This window comes from Nonomuraea angiospora (genome assembly GCF_014873145.1).
In the GTDB taxonomy this organism is placed as follows: domain Bacteria; phylum Actinomycetota; class Actinomycetes; order Streptosporangiales; family Streptosporangiaceae; genus Nonomuraea; species Nonomuraea angiospora.
Map to the genome: position 1 here is coordinate 10,967,517 of NZ_JADBEK010000001.1, position 12,777 is coordinate 10,980,293.

General features: G+C 71.3%; 11 protein-coding genes. 10 read left to right on the forward strand and 1 reads right to left on the reverse strand.

Translation table 11 applies throughout. The features are described from left to right. The first annotated feature begins 243 nt into the window (after positions 1 to 243). The 9 genes from H4W80_RS50370 to H4W80_RS50410 all read left to right on the forward strand — a co-directional run bounded on the left by H4W80_RS50370 (position 244) and on the right by H4W80_RS50410 (position 10,507). Positions 244 to 1,527: an ABC transporter substrate-binding protein gene (locus H4W80_RS50370; RefSeq protein ID WP_192791559.1), complete on the forward strand. Its 1,284-nt coding sequence runs from the start codon at positions 244 to 246 to the stop codon at positions 1,525 to 1,527. A 7-nt stretch (positions 1,528 to 1,534) separates the two neighbouring features. Next, on the forward strand, positions 1,535 to 2,482 hold the full coding sequence (locus H4W80_RS50375; RefSeq protein ID WP_318787437.1) for a carbohydrate ABC transporter permease: 948 nt from the start codon (positions 1,535 to 1,537) through the stop codon (positions 2,480 to 2,482). After that, complete coding sequence (locus H4W80_RS50380) at positions 2,479 to 3,312, forward strand: carbohydrate ABC transporter permease (RefSeq protein WP_225964114.1); 834 nt, start codon at positions 2,479 to 2,481, stop codon at positions 3,310 to 3,312. Before H4W80_RS50375 ends, H4W80_RS50380 begins: the two co-directional genes overlap by 4 nt. A 20-nt stretch (positions 3,313 to 3,332) precedes the next feature. Then, on the forward strand, positions 3,333 to 5,609 hold the full coding sequence (locus H4W80_RS50385; protein ID WP_192791560.1) for a glycoside hydrolase family 3 N-terminal domain-containing protein: 2,277 nt from the start codon (positions 3,333 to 3,335) through the stop codon (positions 5,607 to 5,609). A 2-nt stretch (positions 5,610 to 5,611) separates the two neighbouring features. After that, positions 5,612 to 7,114, forward strand: a complete 1,503-nt coding sequence (locus H4W80_RS50390; RefSeq protein ID WP_192791561.1) for a glycoside hydrolase family 43 protein — start codon at positions 5,612 to 5,614, stop codon at positions 7,112 to 7,114. Between the two features lie 538 nt (positions 7,115 to 7,652). Beyond that, positions 7,653 to 8,858 (forward strand): cytochrome P450, encoded by a 1,206-nt coding sequence (locus H4W80_RS50395; RefSeq protein ID WP_192791562.1) that lies wholly within the window; start codon positions 7,653 to 7,655, stop codon positions 8,856 to 8,858. Positions 8,859 to 8,865: 7 nt separating this feature from the next. Further along, on the forward strand, positions 8,866 to 9,558 hold the full coding sequence (locus H4W80_RS50400; protein ID WP_192791563.1) for a TetR/AcrR family transcriptional regulator: 693 nt from the start codon (positions 8,866 to 8,868) through the stop codon (positions 9,556 to 9,558). Between the two features lie 253 nt (positions 9,559 to 9,811). Then, positions 9,812 to 10,039, forward strand: coding sequence for a hypothetical protein (locus H4W80_RS50405; protein ID WP_192791564.1), 228 nt, complete (start codon positions 9,812 to 9,814; stop codon positions 10,037 to 10,039). A 96-nt stretch (positions 10,040 to 10,135) separates the two neighbouring features. Next, entirely contained in the window at positions 10,136 to 10,507 is a 372-nt protein-coding gene (locus H4W80_RS50410) for a winged helix-turn-helix transcriptional regulator (protein WP_192791565.1), read from the forward strand. A gap of 10 nt (positions 10,508 to 10,517) precedes the next feature. Here the strand turns inward: H4W80_RS50410 and H4W80_RS50415 are convergent, their stop codons facing one another. Beyond that, positions 10,518 to 11,441, reverse strand: coding sequence for a TIGR03619 family F420-dependent LLM class oxidoreductase (locus H4W80_RS50415; protein WP_192791566.1), 924 nt, complete (start codon positions 11,439 to 11,441; stop codon positions 10,518 to 10,520). A 149-nt stretch (positions 11,442 to 11,590) separates the two neighbouring features. Here H4W80_RS50415 and H4W80_RS50420 point away from each other — a divergent pair, with 149 nt between their 5' ends. Continuing rightward, the gene (locus tag H4W80_RS50420; protein ID WP_192791567.1) at positions 11,591 to 12,775 is read left to right on the forward strand and encodes an SGNH/GDSL hydrolase family protein; all 1,185 of its coding nucleotides are present in this window, start codon (positions 11,591 to 11,593) and stop codon (positions 12,773 to 12,775) included. Positions 12,776 to 12,777: the final 2 nt, after the last annotated feature.

Sequence of the window (12,777 nt, forward strand, 5' to 3'; positions counted from 1 at the left end):
ACTGATTGTTTCGGCGATCTTACGAGGAGGTTCTTGACGGGTTTCGGGAATCAGACCTAGAGTCCCGGCTTAACGATCGGACCTTGGACCGAAACTTTCCGACGCGCTGGCGAACCCCCCATTCAAAGGAGCGTGGCATGCATCGACCTGTCTCCCAACGCGGCGCGACGGCAGCGCCCGCCTACTACGTCCTCGCCACAGCGCTCCGCCCCTGAGCGCCGGACCCCACCGAAAGAGACCGACGTGAAGCTCCGCAACGTAACCCCGGTCGTGCTCGCCGCGGCCCTCGCCCTGTCCACGGCCGCCTGCGGTGGCGGCGGAGGCGGCACCCCGTCCCAGCCGTCGGGCGGCGACAGCAAGTCGTTCGAGTTCTGGTCGTTCTCCGGGATCGACCAGAAAGCCGACGTCGACAGGTACCAGAAGCAGAACCCGGGCGTGCAGATCAAGCTCACCGAGGTGGGCAGCTCGGTCGAGACGGCACAGGCGCTCACCACGGCACTGGCCGGCGGCAAGGTGCCCGACCTCGTCCTCATCCAGGGCGACGACCTGCCCAAGTTCGTCCAGCAGCCCCAGAACTTCTACGACCTGCGCCAGCTCGGCGCCGACAAGATCAAGGGCGACTACCTCGACTGGGTGATGAGCGCGAGCACCGCCAAGGGCGGTGAGATCATCGGCATCCCGACGGACGTGGGCGGCATGGCCGTCGCCTACCGGGCCGACCTGTTCAAGGAGGCCGGGCTGCCGACCGACCGCGAGGAGGTGGGCAAGCTCTGGCCCACCTGGGACGCCTTCATCGAGACCGGCAAGAAGTACACCGCCAAGACCGGCAAGGCGTTCATGGACAACGCGGCCACCAGCGTCTTCTACCAGGCGGTCAACCAGGGGCCGCAGAAGTACTACGACCCCTCGGGAAACGTCGTCTACAGCACCAGCCCGCAGGTCAAGACGGCCTTCGACCTGTCGCTCAAGGCCGTGCAGGCCGGGATCACGGCCAAGCAGGGCACGTTCACCGAGGGCTGGACCGCGGGCATGGGCAAGGGCCAGTTCGCGGTGATCTCCGCGCCGTCGTGGATGCTGGGTTCGATCCGCAGGAACGCCCCCGACACCAAGGGCAAGTGGGACGTCGCCACCATCCCCGGCGGGGCGGGCAACTGGGGCGGCAGCTACCTGGCGATCCCCAAGGGCGCCAAGAACGCCAAGGCGGCCTGGGAGTACATCACCAAGACCCAGTCGCCGCAGGGCCAGCTGGCGCACTTCCTGGACGCCGGCTCGCTGCCCACGACCCCGTCGGTCTACAAGGACGCCCAGCTCATCGGGATGAAGGACGAGTTCTTCTCCGGCGCGCCGATCGGCGCGATCTACACGAACTCGCTGCTCGGGCTCAAGCCGTTCTACATCGGCCCGGACAGCTCCGCCATCGGCCAGGAACTGCAGAACGCGATCACCAACGTCGAGCAGGGCAAGGGCGACCCCGCCAAGGCGTGGGACACGGCGCTGGCCAACGTCAAGACGGCCATCGGCAAGTAGGATCAGCGTGACGACGAGCCTCAGCACGTCGCGGGCGGTGCAGACGCCGCCCGCGCTCACGACCCGGGTGCGGCAGAGCATCGGCGAGCGCATCGCCCCTTACTTCTACATCGCCCCGTTCTTCCTGATCTTCGCGGTCTTCGGCCTGGTTCCGCTGCTGTTCACGTTCTACGTGGCGCTGTTCGACTGGAACCCCATCGGCGAGCACGTCTTCATCGGCTTCGACAACTTCAGCCGCCTGCTCGCCGACGCCCGGTTCTGGAACGCGCTCAAGAACACGATCAGCATCTGGGTGCTGTCCACCGTCCCGCAACTGGTCCTGGCGCTGCTCCTGGCCCACCTGCTCAACCACGCGCGGCTGCGGCTGGCGGTGTTCTTCCGGATGTCGATGCTGGTGCCGTACATCACCTCGGTGGCGGCCACCACGATCGTCTTCGCCCAGATGTTCGACCGCGACTACGGCCTGCTCAACTGGCTGCTCGGGTTCGCCGGCGTGGAGCCCATCGACTTCAAGCAGTCGGTGTGGGGGAGCCACCTGCTGATCGCCGTGATGGTGACCTGGCGCTGGTTCGGCTACACGACCCTGCTCTACCTGGCCTCGCTGCAGGCGATCCCGCGCGCGATCTACGAGGCGGCGGCGGTGGACGGCGCGGGCGGCTGGAAGCAGTTCCGCCACATCTCGATCCCGTCGCTGCGTCCCGTTATCGTCTTCACGGTCGTGACCTCGACGATCGGCGGGCTGCAGATCTTCACCGAGCCGCTGCTGATCTCCCGGTCGCAGACCTGCGGGGCGATCCGGCAGTGCCAGACGCTCACGTTGTTCCTGTACGAGCAGGGCTTCGGCCAGTTCCAGTTCGGTTACGGCGCGGCCATCGGCGTGGCCCTGTTCGTCCTCGTCATCGTCGCCGCGACGGTCAACTACCTCCTGTCCACCCGCATCCGCCCGGAGCGATGATGAGCGCCAAGAGCAATCGGGTTCCTTGGTGGACCTACCTCCTGCTGGGGCTGGCCGCGTTCGCCTGCATCTTCCCGCTGTACTGGATGTTCGTGGTGGCCACGACCGACTCGGCGACCGCCACCCAGCTGCCGCCGAAGATCACGCCGGGCGGCAACTTCTTCCACCTGGCCGAGCTGGTGTTCACGACCGTGCCGTTCGTGCGCTCGATCGTCAACAGCCTGATCGTGGCCGGGACGATCGCCGTCGGGCACGCGGTGCTCTGCTCCCTGGCCGGGTTCGCCTTCGCCAAGCTGCGCTTCCCCGGCCGCAACGTGCTCTTCCTGATCGTCGTGCTCACCATGACCGTGCCCACGCAGCTCGCGGTCATCCCGCAGTACATGATCATCTCTTCCCTGGACTGGGTGGACACGTTGCAGGCCCTCATCGTGCCCGGCCTGGCCAGCGCGTTCGGCATCTTCTGGATGCGCCAGCACCTGTCCTCGACGATCAGCGACGAGATCCTCCAGGCGGCCCGGATCGACGGGGCGAACACCTGGCAGATCTTCTGGCGCATCGCGTTCCCGCTGGTGCGGCCGGCCGCGTTCGTGCTCGGGCTGCTCGGCTTCGTCACCTCGTGGAACGACTTCCTGTGGCCGTTCATCGTGCTGAAGTCGCCCGAGATGTACACCGCGCAGATCGCCATCAAGGCGCTGCAGAACAGCCTCGACGTCGACCTGGGCCTGGCCATGTCAGGCTCCTTCCTGGCCACCCTGCCGCTGCTGGTGCTGTTCGTGTTCGTCGGCAGGCGGATGGTGGCGGGGATCATGGACGGCGCCTTCAAGGGCTGAGAACTCACATTAAGGAAGTCATGACATTCGTGAATGAGCCGTGGCGTGACCGCGGCCGCCCGTCCGCCGAACGCGTCGAGGCCCTGCTGGCCGAGATGACGCTGGAGGAGAAGGTCGCGCAGCTCGGCTCCGTGTGGCTCCAGACCGACGACCCCGGCAACGTCGCGCCCCTGCAGGACCGCTTCGCCGCGGTGGAGGGCCTGGAGGAGCGGCTGCGCGACGGGGTCGGGCACCTCACCCGCGTGTACGGCACCGCGCCGCTGTCCGCGGCCGAGGGCGCGGCCCGGCTGCGGGAGCTGCAGGAGCGCGTGGTGACCTCGAACCGGCTCGGCGTGCCCGCGATCGCCCATGAGGAGTGTTTGACCGGGTTCGCGACGTTCGGGGCGACCGCGTACCCGACGCCGCTCGCCTGGGCGGCGACCTTCGACCCCGGTCTCGTCGAGCGCATGGCGGCGGCGATCGGCGCCGACCTGCGGGCCGCGGGCGTGCACCAGGGCCTGTCTCCGGTGCTGGACGTCGTACGCGACTATCGCTGGGGGCGGGTCGAGGAGACCCTGGGGGAGGACCCGCATCTGGTCGGCAAGATCGGCGCGGCCTACGTGCGCGGGCTGGAGGGCGCCGGGATCATCGCCACCCTGAAGCACTTCGCCGGCTACGCGGCCTCGCGCGCGGCCCGCAACCACGCGCCCGTCAGCATCGGCCCGCGCGAGCTGGCCGACGTGATCCTCCCGCCGTTCGAGGTCGCGCTGCGCGAGGGCGGCGCGCGTTCGGTGATGAACTCCTACACCGACCTGGACGGCGTCCCGGCCGCCGCCAGCGCGGACCTGCTGCGGCGGGTGCTGCGCGACGAGTGGGGGTTCGAGGGGACGGTGGTGTCGGACTACTGGTCCGTCCCGTTCCTCGCCTCCATGCACCGGGTGGCCGAGGACGTCGCGGCGGCGGGCGCGATCGCGCTGACGGCCGGGATCGACGTGGAGCTCCCCGACACCCGGGGGTACGGCCGCAACCTGGTCGAGCAGGTGAAGGCGGGCCACGTCGACGAGGCGCTCGTGGACGAGTCGGTACGCCGCGTGCTCCGGCAGAAGATCGACCTCGGCCTGCTGGACGGCGGCCCGCTCGTCCCGGACGGCGCCGAGGACGTGGACCTGGACAGCGCGCGCAACCGGGAGCTGGCCGCCGAGGTGGCGGAACGTTCCATCGTGCTGCTGTCCAACACCGGCCGGGCCCTGCCCGTCGACCCGCTCACGACCGGCAGGCTGGCGGTCATCGGGCCGTGCGCCGGCGACCCGCGTACCCTCATGGGCTGCTACTCCTTCCCCAACCACGTGCTCGACCGCTTCCCCGAGCGCGGCATGGGCCTGCCGGTCGCCTCGATCCTGGAGGGCCTGACGGCCGAGTTCCCCCACGCCGACGTGCGCCACTGCGTCGGAGCCGAGGTGTCGGGCGACGACGCGTCGGGGATCCCCGCGGCCGCCGAGGTCGCCGCTCAGGCCGACCTCGTGCTGCTGTTCGTGGGGGACCGGGCCGGGATGTTCGGCGGCGGCACGTCGGGCGAGGGCTGCGACGCGGCCGACCTGCGGCTGCCCGGCCGCCAGGCCGACCTGGTCGAGGCGGTCCTGGCCACCGGCACGCCGACCGTGCTGGTGGTGGTGTCGGGGCGGCCGTACGCGCTCGGCGCCTACCAGGACCGGGTGGCCGCCGCGGTCCAGGCGTTCTTCCCCGGGGTCGAGGGCGCGGCCGCGGTCGCCGGCGTGCTCAGCGGCCGGGTGAACCCGTCCGGGCGGCTGCCCGTGCAGATCCCGTACTCTCCGTCCGTGAACCCGTCCACCTACCTCCAGCCTCCTCTGGGGAGGAAGGCGGAGGGCATCACGGTGCTCGACCCGACCCCGGCCTTCCCCTTCGGGCACGGGCTGTCGTACGCGGCGATCACGTACGAGGCCATGCGGACCTCGCAGGCGGAGTACGGCACGGACGGCGCGGTCGACGTGCGGGTGAGCGTGCGCAACGACGGTGACCGGCGCGCCGAGGAGGTCGTGCAGCTCTACGCCACCGACCCGGTGGCCCAGGTCGCCCGGCCCGAGCAGTGGCTGGTCGGCTTCGCCCGCGTGCCCCTGGACGCGGGGGAGAGCCGCGAGGTGGTCTTCGAGGTGCCCGCCGAGGCGTTCTCGTTCACCGGGCTCGGCGGGCGGCGGCTCGTCGAACCGGGGGAGATCGTCCTGTCCTCCGGGCCGTCGGCCGCCGACCTGCCGCTGAGCGCGTCCATCCGGCTGGTCGTAAATGCCCGGAAGGAGGGCTGAACGTGCGTACGTACGACAACCCCGTCATCGCCGGGTTCCACCCGGACCCCAGCGTGTGCCGAGTCGGCGAGGACTACTACCTGGTGTGCTCCAGCTTCGAGTACTTCCCGGGCGTCCCGATCTTCCACAGCCGCGACCTCGTGCACTGGCGCCAGATCGGCAACGTCCTCGACCGGCCCTCGCAGCTGAACCTGCCGCCCGACGTCCCCGCCTCCGGCGGCATCTACGCGCCCGCCATCCGCCACCACGACGGGCGCTTCTACGTGATCACCACCAACGTGAGAGCCGGCGGCAACTTCATCGTCACCGCCGAACGCCCCGAAGGCCCCTGGTCCGACCCGGTCTGGATCGACCTGCCCGGCATCGACCCCGACCTGACCTGGGACGAGGACGGCGCCTGCTGGTGCGCCTTCTCCGGCACGCAGGTGGCGCGGATCGATCCGGCCGAGGGCAAGGTGCTGGAGGGGCCGTACCAGGTCTGGTCCGGCACCGGCGGGAAATATCCGGAAGCGCCGCACCTCTACCAGGTGGACGGCTGGTGGTACCTGCTCATGTCCGAGGGCGGCACCGAGCGCGGCCACGCCGTCTCGATCGCCCGCGCCCGCTCGCCGCGCGGCCCGTTCGAGCCCGGCCCGGTCAACCCCATCCTGACGCACCGCGGCACCGACCGGCCCATCCAGAGCACCGGCCACGCCGACCTCGTGCAGGCCGCCGACGGGACCTGGTGGATGGTCCTGCTCGGCACCCGGCCGCGCGGCTACACCCCCGAGTACCAGGTCCTCGGGCGCGAGACGTTCCTCACGCCCGTACGGTGGGAGGACGGCTGGCCGGTCGTGGGCCCCGTCGAGGAACGTCACCCGGCGCCCGCCGCCTGGCACCCCCTCCCGCCCGAGCCCTCCCGCGACGACTTCGACGAGCCCTCGCTACGGCCCTGCTGGATCTCACCGCGCGGCCGCCCGGACGGCTCCTGGTCGCTGACCGAGCGGCCCGGCCGGCTGACCCTGCACGCCACCGGCCCGACCCTCGACCGCCCCGGCCACACCTTCATCGGCCGCCGCCAGCAGCACCACGACTGCCGCGTCACCGCCCGCCTGGAGCCGGGCGCGGGCACGGCCGGGGTGTCGATCCGGATGGACGAGGCCCACCACTACGACCTGGAGGTCCAAGGGGGGATGGTGCGGGTCGTCGCCCGCATCGGCCCGCTCCGGCAGTGCCTGGCCGAGCGCCCGGTGCCGCCCGGACCGCTCACGCTCGCCCTCGACCTCCGCACCCGCGACCTCCTGCCGCCGTCCGTCATCTCGCCGACGGACGAGGCGGTGGGGGTGGACGGCCACGGGCCGGACACCATCGCCTTCTCGGCGGACGGGACGCTCCTGGCCGAGTTGGACGGGCGTTACCTGTCGACCGAGGTGGCCACGGGGTTCACGGGGCGGGTGATCGGGATGTATGCGACGGAGGGGAGCGCGAGCTTCGACTGGTTCGACTACCAGCCCACCACTCCCTGACCCCCGGCCGCCCGACCTCCGGGAGCAGCGGCTTCAGGGTGCGCTGGGTTGCGGAGGCGGGCGGCCACTTCTCCTCCCGGAGGCGGGCCGCCGCCTCCCCTCCAGGAGAAGCGCGAGGCGGGCGTGGGGCCTGGCCGCCCCCGCTCCCCGGAGGACCGCGACGTCGTATGGCGGGCTGACGGCTCCGCTCCCCGGAAGACGGCAACGCCGCACGGGCCTCTCCTCCCGAGGGCCGCAATCCCGTGCGGTGGTCTCTCCTCTCCTCCGGAGGGGCGGCAATCCGTGTGGTGGCCCTTCGCTCCCCCGAGGGACGGCAACCTGTGCGGCGGGCTCCTTCCTCTCTCCCCCGAGGGACGGCAACCTGTGCGGCGGGCTCCTTCCTCTCTCCCCCGAGGGACGGCAACCTGTGCGGCGGGCTCCTTCCTCTCTCCCCGAAGGACCGCAACCCCGTGCGGTGGGGCGGGCGTTTAAGGTGCTTCCCTTATTAAGGCAGTCGCCTTAGGGTTGAGGGCGACTCGTCAACGACAATGGGGGCGTCATGACCGAAACCATGCCCGATTACCCCTTCCCGCGCACGACGGCACTGGAGCCGCCGAAGGAGTGGGCCGAGCTGCAGGACCGCTGCCCCGTGGCCCACGTACGGCTGCCCAGCGGCGACGCCGCCACGCTGCTGACCCGCTACGACGACGTCCGCGCGCTGCTCACCGACACCAGCTTCCAGCGCGGAGGCGAGGGCGCGGCGCGGGTGTCCACGACGGAGGACGGCGGGATCTTCAGCCGCAGCAGCACCACGCGCATGCGGGAGGGCGAGGACCACCTGCGCTGGCGGCGGCTGCTCAGCAAGTCCTTCACCATCCGCAAGATGGAGTCCTGGCGCCCCCGGGTGCAGCAGATGACCGACGAGCTCATCGACGACCTGCTCAAGTCCGGCTCGCCCGCCAACCTGTCGCTCCAGCTGGGCCTGCCGCTGCCGGTGCGGGTCATCTGCGCCCTCGTCGGCGCCCCCAGCGAGGACCAGGACAAGTTCGCGCACTGGTCGCAGGTCATGCTGACGCTGACGCGCTACTCGCAGGAGGAGGTGGCGAAGACGTACGAGGAGTTCGGCGCGTACGTCTCCGCCCTGGTCGAGGAGAAGCGGACGGATCCCGGCGACGACCTGCTCAGCGAGCTGACCCAGATCACCGACAGCGAGGACGGCCGGCTCAGCCACGAAGAGCTGATCACCACCGTGATGGCGCTGCTGCTGGCCGGGCACGAGACCACGTCCAACATGATCGCCATCATGGCCGCGATGCTGCTGGCGGAGCCGGAGCGCTACCAGGCGGTCATCGACGACCCCGCGCTGATCCCCGGCACCGTCGAGGAGGTGCTGCGGCTGGACAGCACGCTGAGCGTGGTCGGCTTCCCCAGGGTCGCCACCCAGGACTCCGAGTTCGCCGGCACGGCGGTGCCCGCGGGCAGCACCGTGATCCCGTGCCGGCCCGCGGCCAACCGGGACCCGCGCAAGTTCGCCGAGCCGGACGCGTTCGACCCGCGCAGGGACAACGCCAACCAGCACCTGACGTTCGGCGCGGGCCCGCACTACTGCCTGGGCCAGCCGCTGGCCAGGCTGGAGCTGCAGGTCGTGCTCGGCACCCTCGCCCGCAGGCTGCCCACCCTGCGCCTGCGCGACAGCGCCGACGAGCTGCGGTTGCGCACCGGGCTGCTGTCGGGCGGGCTCCAGGACGTGTGGGTCACATGGTGAGCTCGCGATGACCGTCCAGGCGTCCGCGCGCGCGGTGACCGCCAGGAGCGCGATCATGCGCGCGGCGGAACGCCTGTACGCCACGGAGGGCTTCGCCGGGGTGTCGATCCGGCAGATCGGCGAAGCCGCCGGGCAGCGCAACAAGTCCGCGGTGCAGTATCACTTCACCTCCCGCGACGAACTCGTCAAGGCCATCCTGGCCGAGCACGCCGAGGCCATGGAGGTGCACCGGCTGGCGATGATGAGCCGGCTCGGCGAGCCCGGCGCGATGTCGCCGCGCGACCGGATCCGCTGCGTCGTCCTGCCCCACATCGAGCATCACATCGACCTGGGCGTTCCCTCCTGGTACGGCCGTTTCCTCGCCCAGGTCGTCGTCGAGCCCGCGCTGCGCGAGTACGCCGTCAGCGTCCACCTGGAGCGGCCGTCCCTGCGCCGCCTGTACGACGCCACTCGGGAGCCGGGCGAGCCCGACCCCGGCCGGACCGCACGGCGGGAGGCCATGACCCGCGTGCTCATCGTGCACATGTGCGCCGAACTGGAGCGCGATCTGGCCGCAGGCGACACCACCGCAGTGGGACGCGATCTGGCCGCAGGCGACGCCACTGCCGCGTCCGCCGCGACGGCGTGGCGGCGGCTGGGGGACGATCTGGTCACGGCCGTCTGCGGCCTTCTCGGCGCTCTGCGATCCGACCCGCGCTGACCACCGGGCGAGGATCGACCACGGGGCGAGGGCCGACCGCCGTCCAGAGCTGACCGCCGTCCAGGGGCCACCGGCCAAGGCCGGGCGGGGCGCTTGTCCGTGACTTGGACGCGGCTTGGCGCGCGGTCCAAGAAGTCGCGAAGTCCGCGACAAGCGCGCCTGCCTAACGTTGCTCCGTGGACGCCCGGCAGGGCATCCGGCCCCCCGCCGGGCGGCGGGGTGCTCATCCGTCTTCTCCCAGGAGGGGCCGCAGATGCCAGGCGAGACCTTCATCCTCACCGCGGACGGGAACGCGCGCCCCGAGCGGGTGACCGTGCTGCTCGAATCCCGCTGGGCCGAGATCGCCGACGGCCGGACGCCGCCGCGCGGCAACCCGTACCTCAGGGGCCTGATGTCCGCGCTGCTGTGGGCGGCGCTGGCCGTGCTCGGGTCGGTCATGTACGTGTACGGCTGGATGCTGTTCGGCGGCGGCGGCGCCTGAGAAGGCGCGCTGAGTTCGGCTCGTAATCAGCTAGTGTGCTAGGGAATCAATAGCACGCCCGGTTCCGGGTGGTACCGGGAGGGTAGGCTGGTGGCCATGGCCGAACACGTCTCCGAGACCGTCGCGACGGACGGGAGCCCGCATGGCATCTCGTGCGACGTGCAGTTCGTGGACGTGTTCAAGGTGCTCGGCAAGCGCTGGAACGGCATGATCCTCGTCGCGCTGATGGAGCGGCCCGCGCGGTTCGGTGAGCTGGCCAAGTCGATCTCGGGGATCACCGACGGCATCCTGTCCGATCGCCTGCGGGAGCTGATGGCGGCCAGGCTCGTCGAGCGCCAGCTGGCCGACGGCCCCGCCACGGCGGTCCTCTACCGGCTCACCCCCATCGGCGAGGACCTGCGCGGCGCCTTCCTCGAGCTGCACGCCTGGGCCGCCCGCAACAACATCCACGAGCAGTGCGCCTCCTGAGCGGCCGGCCTCACCTGCGGGCGAGGTCGATGAGCTCGGCGTAGAGGGCGAGCGTCTCGTCGATCCCCGGCTCGCTCTCGGGGGTGCGTCCCGAGGTGGCGAACAGGACGTGGTCCACACCGGTGCCCTCGAGCCCGGCCAGGTCGTCGGCGATCTGGCGCGGCGAGCCGCCCAGGAACGGCCGGTCGTCACCCATCGGCTCGGCGGTGATCGGCACGTTGGCCCTGGCGACCACGGTGACCGACTCCGGGTCGCGGCCGAACTCCTCGACCGCCGCGCGGAAGGCCTTGCCGAGGCCGAGCAGCGCGTCACGTGAGACGGCCACCGGATTGAGCCCGTCGGCGATGCGGGCGGCCCGCCGCACGCCGCCCGGCGTCATCGCGCCCAGCAGGATCGGCACCCGGGCCTGCACCGGCTTGGGGTTGATCTCAGACTCGGCGATCCGGGTGAACTTCCCGTCGTACGAGACGGGGTCCGGCCCCCAGCAGGCCCGCATGGCGGCGACGACCTCGTCCATGCCGGGCCCGATCCGGCTCATCGGCACCCCGGCCGCCTCGAACTCCTGCGGCATCCACCCCTGACCCAGCCCGGCGACGACCCGCCCGCCGCTGAACCGGTCGAGGGTGGCGAAGCGCTTGGCCAGGACGGCGGCCGGGTGCAGCAGGGCGTCGATGATGCTGGTGCCGAGCTTGACGCGTTCGGTGAGCGCGGCCACGTAGCTCAGCGTCTCCAGCGGCTCGTAGGCCAGCCGGTAGACCTCGGGCACGGGCTGCGGCTCCCCGCCGCCCATCGAGACGGGCGCGACGGGCCGCAGCAGCCGCTCGTAGGTCCACACGGAGTCGTACCCGAGCCGCTCCGCCTCGCGCGCGACGCGGGCGATGTTCTCCGGGCCGGCCAGCGGGCCCGACGTGGGCAGGGCGATACCTAGTTCCATGCCCGCAGCCTACTATGTTTTTCGTAGTTTGCTAGGTAGTGGTGAGTGAGCTGCGGGAGCTGTAGCGCTTTCATGTGTCGAGGGTGGCGTGTCATACTTTCCCTCCGAAATGTTCGAATCTTGACCGAAACTTTCTGGAGGCCGGATCTATGCCCGATGGGCACTGGGTCACCACGTGGACGGCGATGCCGCAGCTCACCGAGCCGGACAACCTCCCGCCCGCGCCGTACACGCAGGAGGACCTGGTCCTGGCCGACAGCACCTTAAGGCAGACCCTGCGGGTCTCGGCCGGCGGGCAGCGGTTCCGGCTGCGCCTGTCCAACGCGTTCGGCGGCGCGCCGCTGCCTGTCACCCGCGTCACCGTGGCGCTCCCGAGCGGCGGGCAGGCCGGGGTGAGCGCGGTCCGGCCGGAGACCGTCCGCCCGGTGACGTTCTCCGGCCGGCCCTCGGCGGTCGTGCCGGTCGGGGCGCAGGTCGTGTCCGATCCGTTCGACCTCACGCCGGCCGCGGGCACCGTACTGACCGTGACCCTCTACCTGGCCGACGGCCAGGCCTCCACCGCCGTCACCTCGCACCCCGGCTCCCGGACCACCTCCTACCTCGCGAGGGGCAACCAGGCCGGCGCGGCGGACCTCACCGGCGCCACCCCCGTCGACCACTGGTACTTCCTCAGCGGCCTCGAGGTCTGGGCCGAGCCCGGCACGGCGACGCTGGCCCTGGTCGGCGACTCGCTGACCGACGGCAGGGGCTCCACCACCAACCAGAACGACCGCTGGCCCGACCAGCTCTTCGACCGCCTGCGGGCCGGCCGCCACGCCACGCCCGTCGCCTTCGCCAACCAGGCGGCGGGCGGCAACCGGGTGCTCGACGACGGGCTCGGCCCCAGCGTCCTGGCCCGCCTCGACCGCGACGTGCTCGCGCAGAGCGGCGTGAAGTGGCTGATCCTCTTCGAGGGCGTCAACGACCTCGGCACCGCGGACGCCACCCAGGAGGCCCAGAAGAGGGTCGCCGACGAGCTGATCGCCGCCTACGACCAGATCATCGTGCGCGCTCACGCGCGGGACATCCGGGTGTACGGAGCCACGATCACGCCCTTCGGCGGCAGCTTCTACGACGACGCCCAGGGCTACCGCGAGGCGGCCCGGCAGACGGTCAACGACTGGATCCGCACGAGCGGCGCGTTCGACGCGGTGATCGACTTCGACCGGGCGCTGCGGGACCCGGCCGATCCGCGGCGGATGCTCCCGGCCTTCGACGTGGGCGACCACCTGCACCTGAACCCGACGGGCTACAAGGCGCTCGCGGACGCGGTGCCCGCGCGGCTGCTGCGCTGAGG

Bases quoted from the DNA above. Each gene is read 5' to 3' on its own strand.
- H4W80_RS50380 (WP_225964114.1), top strand. From the start codon at position 2,479: ATGATGAGCGCCAAGAGCAATCGGGTTCCTTGGTGGACCTACCTCCTG.
- H4W80_RS50385 (WP_192791560.1), top strand. From the start codon at position 3,333: ATGACATTCGTGAATGAGCCGTGGCGTGACCGCGGCCGCCCGTCCGCC.
- H4W80_RS50395 (WP_192791562.1), top strand. From the start codon at position 7,653: ATGACCGAAACCATGCCCGATTACCCCTTCCCGCGCACGACGGCACTG.
- H4W80_RS50400 (WP_192791563.1), top strand. From the start codon at position 8,866: ATGACCGTCCAGGCGTCCGCGCGCGCGGTGACCGCCAGGAGCGCGATC.
- H4W80_RS50405 (WP_192791564.1), top strand. From the start codon at position 9,812: ATGCCAGGCGAGACCTTCATCCTCACCGCGGACGGGAACGCGCGCCCC.
- H4W80_RS50410 (WP_192791565.1), top strand. From the start codon at position 10,136: ATGGCCGAACACGTCTCCGAGACCGTCGCGACGGACGGGAGCCCGCAT.
- H4W80_RS50415 (WP_192791566.1), bottom strand. From the start codon at position 11,441: ATGGAACTAGGTATCGCCCTGCCCACGTCGGGCCCGCTGGCCGGCCCG.
- H4W80_RS50420 (WP_192791567.1), top strand. From the start codon at position 11,591: ATGCCCGATGGGCACTGGGTCACCACGTGGACGGCGATGCCGCAGCTC.